This window comes from Bradyrhizobium sp. (assembly GCF_049586575.1).
In the GTDB taxonomy this organism is placed as follows: domain Bacteria; phylum Pseudomonadota; class Alphaproteobacteria; order Rhizobiales; family Xanthobacteraceae; genus Bradyrhizobium.
Genome location: NZ_JBAVCF010000758.1, coordinates 1 through 2,296, shown reverse-complemented (window position 1 = coordinate 2,296; position 2,296 = coordinate 1). Strand labels below are relative to the sequence as shown.

General features: G+C 57.3%; 2 protein-coding genes. Both read left to right on the top strand.

Annotated elements, in window-relative coordinates; translation table 11 throughout:
- Positions 1 to 297, top strand: a 297-nt coding sequence (locus WB528_RS27300) for a plastocyanin/azurin family copper-binding protein (protein ID WP_423892456.1), incomplete at its 5' end; no start/stop codon positions are given.
- Between the two features lie 30 nt (positions 298 to 327).
- A complete protein-coding gene (locus tag WB528_RS27295) occupies positions 328 to 1,986 on the top strand; it encodes a methyl-accepting chemotaxis protein (protein ID WP_423892455.1) in 1,659 nt (552 codons plus the stop codon).
- Positions 1,987 to 2,296: the final 310 nt, after the last annotated feature.

Genomic DNA, 2,296 nt, shown 5'->3' with positions numbered 1-2,296 from the left:
CTCGTTGTTCTTCTCGGTCTATCAGTGGGCGCCCTTGCCGCCAACCTGACGATAACACAGAAGGGCCGCATGTTCTCGTCCGAGAGCATCACCATCAAGAAGGGCGAGCCGCTGACTTTCTTGAACGACGACAGCGTTCCCCACAACATCCTGTCGACGAGTAAGGGAAATGAGTTCAATCTCGGATCTCAACCATCCGGTGCATCGACGGATGTGACCTTCAAGGAAGCGGGCGACGTGCTAGTGATCTGCGCAATTCATCCCCGGATGAAGATGGTGGTGAAAGTTACAGAATAATTTCTTTTGTCCGCCAGTGGGAGACCGGTGATGTCGATTCGTTACAAGCTTTTTGGGGTTTTTTGTATAGTCATCACCCTTGCCTGCGGGCTCGCGTTTTACGGCATTCGGGGGATCTCTTCGTCAGGCGACCTGGTTGTTCGGCTCTACGATGGGCCGTTGATGGGGATCAATTATGCGCGTTCGGCGCATGCCGCTATGAGTGAGGCTCGCTTTCTCGTGCAGCGGAGCCTTACTCAAGGTGCATCGAAGGAATTGGTCGCGAACTTCGAAAAACTGATCGCTGGCATCACGGACGATCTGAAAATTGTTCGGAAGCGGGTCGATAATAAGGACGTGACTGCAGCACTGGACGGTGCGGAAGGTCGTCTACGCGGGTGGTCGGAAGCCGAATTGAAGATTCTCAAGCCACATGCCGGGGGACTGACCGAGCTTCCGGCGGCTTTCTCGATCGTGCAGAAAGGCGAAGAGGCCGTTGCGGCGCTTGACGACCTCGTGGAAGTTGTCGCTGCGTACGGCTTTAGCTACCGAACGGAGGCGGAGGCGGCAGTCGCGACCGCGCGCAGCACCATGCTCACGCTTGCAGTTGGCACCGTGCTGATTGGGCTAGTGCTCGCTTTTGCTTTTGCTTACTCCATGAGCAAGCCGATCTTCGCCGCAATGCAAATCGCGGAACGCGTGGCTGCGGGTATCTTCACCGACCAGATTGTGGTTCGCCGGCGCGACGAACTCGGTCGTCTTCTGAAATCTCTTGCCGTCATGAAAATCAGTCTGAAGGCCCGCGCGGACGAGGGCCTCGCCCTGATGTCCTCGAAGGACCAGACGAATTCAGAACAGGTCAGTCGACGGGAGCGCATCGAGGCGGAAGTCGAGGCTTTCCGGTCCACCATCACTTCCGCCCTCACCAATACCGATACAATGACCGGCCAGTTGACCGAGACTGCACGAACTCTGTCATCGATTGCCAACGCAGCCGGTCAGCAATCGACTGAGATGGCATCTACCGCTGATGAAACATCCACCAACGTCCAGACCGTCGCGACAGCCGCAGGCCAGCTTGGAGTGTCTGTGCAGGCCATCACGGCGCAGCTCTACGACGCCACCGGCGTTGTACAGCGCGCCTCGATCATGGCTGGAGATGCTAACGAGACGATTGGAGCTCTCGCTAAGGCCGCCCAGCATATTGATGAAGTCGTGGGCTTCATCCGAAACATCGCTGGTCAAACGAATCTGTTAGCTCTGAATGCCACAATCGAAGCTGCTCGCGCCGGCGAAGCCGGACGGGGTTTTGCGGTGGTCGCATCAGAAGTGAAGGCGCTCGCAATCCAAACCGCAAAAGCCACCGAGGAAATCTCGTCCCAAATCGCCGAGGTACAGGTGGCGACAAAGCGGGCAGTGGACAACGTTGGGGAAATCACCGCCATTATGTCAGATATTGACCGCTTCACTGCGGAGATCGCGCGCGTCATGAGCCAGCAGAACATGGCGGCGATCGAAATATCGGAAAATATTCGTCAGGCAGCGGCCGGAACAGCAAGCGTCGCGCAGCGCATAGCGGGAACAGCCGCAGCGAGCGAGAACACCAGCCACTCGGCAGACCTAGTGCTCACCACGGCACTGGAGTTATCGAGTCAGGCCGCGGAACTGCGCTCGTCCGTTGAGCATTTTCTTTCGAACGTGGCGGCCTGAAGCGAACGGCGATATCAGCAGGTGCCTCGTACGACGCGCTGTGCGTCGTGACAGAATTTGCCACGCTATTTGCTTTTGGCAGTTTCCGGGCGCCCCCTCCAACACATTCGACGCCCGCTTTTTGGCCAAGGCCTGAAGTGAGGGCAGAGGCGGCCTCTTTCCTTCGGTCAGCCACGCTCTAGCCTAGTACCGCCGATCCGAAGTCCCTGCGCCACAAGCGGCGAATTCGATCAGGGACTTCAGATCGACAAAGCGGTACTAGAATCAATAAGTTTGCTAGTGCCCATGACTTTCCGAAGTTCGTGAAGGT